At 36.5% G+C, this 6391-nt stretch carries 7 protein-coding genes; 6 read left to right on the forward strand and 1 reads right to left on the reverse strand.

Annotation, left to right across the window (positions count from 1 at the left end; genetic code table 11):
* Window positions 1-171 precede the first annotated feature (171 nt).
* From fabI to F6K13_RS13180, 6 genes are all read left to right on the forward strand, one after another.
* Complete coding sequence (fabI, locus tag F6K13_RS13155; protein WP_124146906.1) at window positions 172-948, forward strand: enoyl-ACP reductase FabI; 777 nt, start codon at window positions 172-174, stop codon at window positions 946-948.
* Window positions 949-1263: 315 nt separating this feature from the next.
* A complete protein-coding gene (gene hisB, locus F6K13_RS13160) occupies window positions 1264-1905 on the forward strand; it encodes an imidazoleglycerol-phosphate dehydratase HisB (protein WP_124146922.1) in 642 nt (213 codons plus the stop codon).
* A gap of 376 nt (window positions 1906-2281) precedes the next feature.
* A complete protein-coding gene (locus F6K13_RS13165; RefSeq protein WP_240039146.1) occupies window positions 2282-2896 on the forward strand; it encodes a type I restriction endonuclease in 615 nt (204 codons plus the stop codon).
* Window positions 2897-3102: 206 nt separating this feature from the next.
* Window positions 3103-3237, forward strand: coding sequence for a hypothetical protein (locus F6K13_RS13170; protein WP_275670438.1), 135 nt, complete (start codon window positions 3103-3105; stop codon window positions 3235-3237).
* Window positions 3238-3286: 49 nt separating this feature from the next.
* The gene (locus F6K13_RS13175) at window positions 3287-3772 is read left to right on the forward strand and encodes a hypothetical protein (protein WP_124146905.1); all 486 of its coding nucleotides are present in this window, start codon (window positions 3287-3289) and stop codon (window positions 3770-3772) included.
* Window positions 3763-4149, forward strand: coding sequence for a Holliday junction DNA helicase RuvB C-terminal domain-containing protein (locus F6K13_RS13180; RefSeq protein ID WP_124146904.1), 387 nt, complete (start codon window positions 3763-3765; stop codon window positions 4147-4149). Before F6K13_RS13175 ends, F6K13_RS13180 begins: the two co-directional genes overlap by 10 nt.
* A 460-nt stretch (window positions 4150-4609) precedes the next feature.
* Here the strand turns inward: F6K13_RS13180 and F6K13_RS13185 are convergent, their stop codons facing one another.
* Window positions 4610-5635: a DUF3179 domain-containing protein gene (locus tag F6K13_RS13185; RefSeq protein ID WP_124146903.1), complete on the reverse strand. Its 1026-nt coding sequence runs from the start codon at window positions 5633-5635 to the stop codon at window positions 4610-4612.
* Between the last annotated feature and the right edge of the window lie 756 nt (window positions 5636-6391).

Genomic DNA, 6391 nt, shown 5'->3' on the forward strand with positions numbered 1-6391 from the left:
TCCATAATGAGAAATTGAATTTCTCATTATGGCCATAGGTGCTAATATTATCTATAAATTTGCCTAATGTCAAAGATGCTATGTATTATAGCTTCTAAGTATGAAATTAAATTTTAGACTTTATTATTTGATTGAAAATTTTACTATAGTTTCTCAATAAATCAAGGTATTATGTTAGATTTAACAGGAAAAAATGCTCTAGTAACAGGTATTGCGAATAATCGTTCTATTGCGTGGGGAATTGCTCAACAACTCCACAAAGCAGGAGCAAATTTGGGGGTCACTTTTCTCCCGGATGATAAGGGTAGATTTGAAAAGAAGGTTTGGGAATTGGTAGAACCTTTGAGTCCTTCTTTATATTTACCCTGTAATGTTCAGGACGACGAACAGGTGAAGGCTACTTTTGCTGGAGTAGGGGAAAAATGGGGTAAGTTGGATATTTTGATTCATTGTTTGGCCTTTGCTGGTAAGGAGGAATTATCTGGGGATTTTAGTAATACTACTCGTGAAGGTTTTACTCGTGCTTTGGAAATTAGTTCTTATTCTCTGATTGATTTGAGTTCTGAGGCGAAGGAACTGATGACTGAAGGAGGAAGTATTGTCACTCTCACTTATTTAGGGGGCGTGCGGGTAGTTCCTAATTATAATGTGATGGGCATTGCTAAGTCTGCTTTGGAAATGAATGTTCGTTATTTAGCTGCGGAACTTGGTCAGAAAAATATTCGGGTTAATGCTATTTCTGCTGGTCCAATTAAAACTTTGGCTTCTTCGGCAGTGGGAGGTATTAAGGATATGATTCATCATGTGGAACAGATAGCTCCATTACGTCGGACTGTGACTCAAATTGAAGTTGGTAATACTGCTGCTTTTTTATGTAGCGATCTGGCAAGTGGCATTACTGGTCAGGTTATTTATGTGGATGCTGGTTATGAAATTATGGGAATGTGATTTTTAAGTCAAAATTCAAAATTCAAAAGTCAAAAGTTAAGGATAGCCAAATTGGTAGGGTGCGTTAGACGGCTTAAATTTAGACTATGAAAGGGATTCAGTAATCCGTCGTCACGCACCATTTTAGGTATGTCCTTCCACTACTGGACTAGACTTCTCAACGGTGCGTTACGGCGCAACCTAATATTTGACAGTTCAATGGTAGTTTGTGGTAAGCGCCTAACGCACCCTACTGGACTGTCATTTGATATTTTTCATCATTCTCAACCTACCTGTGAAAAATTAAAATTCAAAATTTATATTGATATTTTTATTATGCAGATAAGCGATCGCCATTCTTCATCTACTCCAGCAAAACTGAATTTGCCTGCCAGAGTTGCTTCGGTGAAACGGACGACTGGGGAAACTGATGTAACTGTTACTCTTAATCTTGATGGTGTGGGTAATTGTAAGGCTAATACTGGGATTCCTTTTTTAGACCATATGTTGCATCAAATTTCTTCTCATGGACTGATTGATTTGGAAGTTCATGCTGTGGGGGATATTGAAATTGATGACCATCATACTAATGAGGATGTGGGGATTACTTTGGGCCAGGCTTTAAAGCAGGCGTTGGGCGATCGCAAGGGTATTGTGCGTTTTGGTCATTTTTTGGCTCCTTTGGATGAGGCATTGGTTCAGGTGGCCTTGGACTTTTCTGGTCGTCCACATTTGAGTTATGGTTTGGAAATGCCTACTCAACGGGTTGGTACTTATGATACTCAGTTAGTGCGGGAATTTTTTGTGGCTGTGGCAAATAATAGTTTGATGACTTTGCATATTCGACAGTTGGCTGGAATTAATTCTCATCATATTATTGAGGCAGGGTTTAAAGCTTTTGCTCGTTCTCTACGGATGGCTACGGAAATTGACCCCAGGCGAGTTGGGGAAATTCCTAGTTCTAAGGGAGTTTTGTAAGAAAGGAGTCAGGAGTCAGGAGTCAGGAGAATGAAGTTATTCAAAATAAGCTGGCTGGACTTGTTAGTATTAGTGAATTTAAACAAGAATATCCTTCTAATCCATTAGACAAATAAGCAGTCATATCTACACTATGCTGCTCCCCAAGAATCAGCTATTCCTATAGAAGACTGGGATATGGAGAATTGTTGTGAAGAGGTTTTATGATTGTTTTGGACACTCATATTTTTGTTTGGTGGAATTAGAATGACCCTAAACTAACCAGTTACTATCTCTTTATTTCTATTCTATGTCCCTATTTCCTATTCCCTATTCCCTATTCCCTGTTTCCTAAAAGCAATGATTTATTATGGTTTAAACTGTTCAAGCTCAGGATATTACTCTAGAAGAATTACAAGAAAACTTTGAACTTCAACTAACAACTGATAGTCAATTTTTTCGGGAATGGCAAGACAATTTACCTTCTGTAACTGATGAAGAAAAACGCAGTTTAGAAAGAGTTAGAAGTAACTATTTTAATTTAGTTAATCGTCGCCCTTTATTGGAAGAGGGAGTCAAATTGGTTATTTTAGCACCTTTACTAGATTTAGCTGGATTTTTTAAACCTCCCTTTTCGATAATAACTGAAACTTCTGTGGAAATTTCTGATGAAGATAATGATTTAATTGTTAGAGGTAGAATAGATGTTTTAGTTCTGCAACAGAGATTTTGGATATTGGTTATTGAATCCAAAAAGACTAAATTTGATGTTACGGCAGCTCTACCTCAAGCTTTAGTTTATATGTTGAAAAATTCCCAAAATCATCGCCCAACGTTTGCTTTTTTGCTTAATGGTAGAGAGTTTGTTTTTGTTAAACTTCAAAAAGCAAATGTTCCTATATATAGTCGTTCTTATGCTTTGTCTATTGAGAAAGAAAATGAATTAGAGCAAGTTTTAGCAGCTCTCAAAAATATTGGTAATTTAAGTTATCAGTTATCAGTTAACGGTTAAATGAAACTGATAGCTGATATAGCAATCCTATTTTATTCGTGTCAAAAATCTTACTGCTTTTTAGGCAACAGGCAACAGGCAACAGGCAACAGGTGGGAGTTTCAGTTTTTTGATTTACTTTTTGATTTGTTACGACATATTTAGGATTACTATAGCTAACAATACAGAATGCTTACGATAGATTTAAGCTATTAGCCAATGAATTTATGGTTGTTTGGCAAGCTCAAACTAAGCAATGGTTAACTACAACCGATAAAGTTACTGCTTTGATTAATTTCCTTTCGGAAGAAAAACGGGTGGAACTCTTAAACTTTGCTCTAGGTCTAATTGAAAAATCCTAGAAAAAATTTTCTGCATTCGATTTGCTATTCCTAATTTGAGGTCTAATTTATGTTAGATAATATTGTTAAAACGATTATTAATGCTGCTAAATCTGCTGTTCCTCAAGCGATCGATGCAGCTCAACGAAATGAACTTGTTGTTAATACTTTAAAAAAATTAAAGCTTGACCCCACACAACCTCCGAAAGATGTTGATGGGGTTTATATTTATGCTTTGGTGGAATATGGTGTTGGTAAGGATGAGGCAATTTTGAAGCTTTTTCGGGAGAAACAAATAAAAAATGATTTTTGGAGTGCCTATTCTGCTAATTCTCCTATCAGTTTCTGGAATAAGGTTGATGATTTTATTGAATCTTATGCTTTGGGGGATGAAATAAAAGAATCCCAGATTAATATTCGGTCAGAATTAGAAGAGTTTGGTCAAGTTTTTATTCGTGTGGCAAAGCGGACTAAATCTCCAGAATTTCGCCCTTATCCAGATTGGAATTTTGACGAAAGTTGGTGGCTGCAAGCGGGAATAATTTTATGTATTTGAGTCGGGTGTTGGGTGGTATCCCCCCTACTGTTGTAGGAGTGTGGGAAGAGGGGGAAGAGGGGGAAGAGGGGGCGAATGGCATTCGCCCTTGGGACTTCTCTACGGCAGGTTTAGAGGAATATTACCACAGTTTGTGGCCAAAAATGGCAGGTGACGGTTTGTCAGAAATTGAGTTAGAAGTGCTGAGAGTGTTAGTTGAGCAAGAAAAAGCAGTTTCCGTGGAGACTATAGCTCAATTCATAGATGTGGATGAATATGATGTGGAAGAAGTGCTGGAAAGTTGGTTGGAATTTTTACATTGGCAAGAAATTGGGGGAGAAATTTGTTATAGTTTGTATCATTGGAGTTTCCGTGACTTTTTGCAGCTTAGGGTTTAGTATTCTCTACTGATATCATTTCTCAAAAACTTTTCTACATTTTATTGAGTAGTAGGGACGTTGTATGCAACGTCCCTACAGGGAGGGAACCCCCCCTAACCCTACCGCTAATACACTCTACTGGACCGACAAATCTAAAATGGTGCAATAGAAAATGGGGGGGGTGGGGGAATGAGGTGAGGGTGTGATCTCAAATCCGTTTAATTGGACATAAAAAAAATCTTCAATCGCCATAACTACGTTTATTTTTGTAATTTTTTCTCCTCCTGACTCCTGACTCCTGACTTCCCCTCCACCGGAGGGGTTAGGGGTGGGTTGACTCCTCCTAACTTAACAATTCTATGGCTGTTTAACCGGATTTGATATGATGGGATGATTACGAAAAAGGCTAATGCACTATTTTAGTGAAACAGTCCACTACTGGACTATTGACGGTGCGTTACGCTGTCGCTAACACACCCTACTGGACTTGTGGAAAAAATGCTGGATAAACAAAAGCAAAAGCGGTGGAACTAGGGATAGTTGTACCATCGAATTCTTCAACAATAACGGTTTGCATTTGACTGTCCCATTTAGCGCGTATTTTTCGCCTATTAAACTCTACAATTTTTTCTTTTAGTTGCTTAATTTCTGAATGTAAAAACTGAACACTACTACCTGAGAAATAATTTTCAGGTGTTTCTCGGTCTGCTTCCCAAACATAGCTAATAATAGCCTTGGGATGTTGGTTAAGTTGTGCTTGATTTCTGACTGGAAAAATCAACATTTTATCGGTATAGTAACTGCCATAAGGATAGTTAAAATAGTCACGTTTATAACCTGTTTTTGTAGATAAAATCTTACTATTAGGATACACTGCTAACCAATTTTCTAGAGTAGTTTTAATAGCAGAAATTCTATTCAAATTACTGTTAACATTCTGACCAAGAATACCAATAGCCCAAGGTTGAGAATAAAGAGTACTATTAGAGCGGTCATACATAACTAAACAACTTTGATAAAGTTTGCCAGAAACTCCATAAGTTGTATTGCCACGTTCAAATGCGATTATAGTGTCACAAAGAGGGCAATAAGAAACAGTAATATTCATTCCTCCTACTGTATCATTAACAATTTCATGCCAATTCATAATGCCAAAAGGATAAGCAACAGCTTCACCGTTTATTTCTATACCAATTACTGTTTCATTAGTGGGAAAAGGTGTTGTTGTCGCCGTATCAAATTTCGGATTATCAATAGAAGGAATACCATTTTTTGGCGGTCCGCCATTCAAAAGTTCAGCTAAATTAATTCGACTATATTTCTGAGGGTCGAGATTTTGTGCTTGAATATCTTGGAGTTCTCTATCTTGATTATTGAGATATTGTGTGAGATTAAAATAGCGAAGTTTAAAGTTATTCCAGCTACCTGCTTGTAAGACTATAGAACTCAAACCCAAGCTAGCAAATAAAGCAGTATTGAGAATTATTTTAGCTACTTTTTTCATAATTCAATAAGGAAGGAAGAAGGAAGAAGGAAGAAGAAGGAAGAAGTAATATCGTCCGCTTGAATACTTATACTGCTGATAGCTAATAACTGACGGCTGAATGCTTACGTTTATTTATACTATAATTTGAATATTTTCTTGAGAATTATCAGGATTTTTACCTAAAAATTAAGGTATAAAGCCTCTCCATTCATAGAGAAAAAAGCGGTCGAGGGGTGGTGAAGTCTCCTCGCCAGATTCAATCAACCAAGAAAATAAAAAAAATCCTTTTAGCCAATCCTCTTATTTATAAGAAGAGGTAATAATGAACAATTAATAATTAACAATTAATTGTTGAACCTACTTTATTTTTATTTTGTAAAATTACAATATTTTCAGTTTTAAGAATGCTGTACATACCTTAAATTTAACTGAGTTAAAAATGAAGTTAAGATAAATAATTAGGGTTTGCTGAAAAAGTCTTATGGGTGAGGGTAGAAGACAGGAGACAGGAGAAATAGGAATGAGCGAGGAGGTAGGAGCTAAGTTTTGTCCCTAGATTTTTCTGCCCAACTATGAGCCTAAAATACGCTCCTTTTTGAGCGTGAAGAGCTGATTCCCAGGCACTGCAATTCGACTTCAAAAAGGCTAAAAGCTTTATCTGTAAATACTTTTAGATTTAATCAGCAAGCCCTAATTATATCTTGTCATTTCAGTTATCATATAGAACCCAGTTATATAAGTTATATAATAGTATGTTGATAATTCTATAATTAC

Origin of the sequence: Okeania sp. SIO2B9 (genome assembly GCF_010672505.1) — a bacterium.
Lineage (GTDB): Bacteria > Cyanobacteriota > Cyanobacteriia > Cyanobacteriales > Microcoleaceae > Okeania > Okeania hirsuta.

Excerpts from the sequence above, each read along its gene's own strand:
- F6K13_RS13180 (WP_124146904.1), top strand. The coding sequence starts at position 3,763 with ATGTATTTGAGTCGGGTGTTGGGTGGTATCCCCCCTACTGTTGTAGGA.
- hisB (WP_124146922.1), top strand. The coding sequence starts at position 1,264 with ATGCAGATAAGCGATCGCCATTCTTCATCTACTCCAGCAAAACTGAAT.
- fabI (WP_124146906.1), top strand. The coding sequence starts at position 172 with ATGTTAGATTTAACAGGAAAAAATGCTCTAGTAACAGGTATTGCGAAT.
- F6K13_RS13185 (WP_124146903.1), bottom strand. The coding sequence starts at position 5,635 with ATGAAAAAAGTAGCTAAAATAATTCTCAATACTGCTTTATTTGCTAGC.
- F6K13_RS13175 (WP_124146905.1), top strand. The coding sequence starts at position 3,287 with ATGTTAGATAATATTGTTAAAACGATTATTAATGCTGCTAAATCTGCT.
- F6K13_RS13170 (WP_275670438.1), top strand. The coding sequence starts at position 3,103 with ATGGTTGTTTGGCAAGCTCAAACTAAGCAATGGTTAACTACAACCGAT.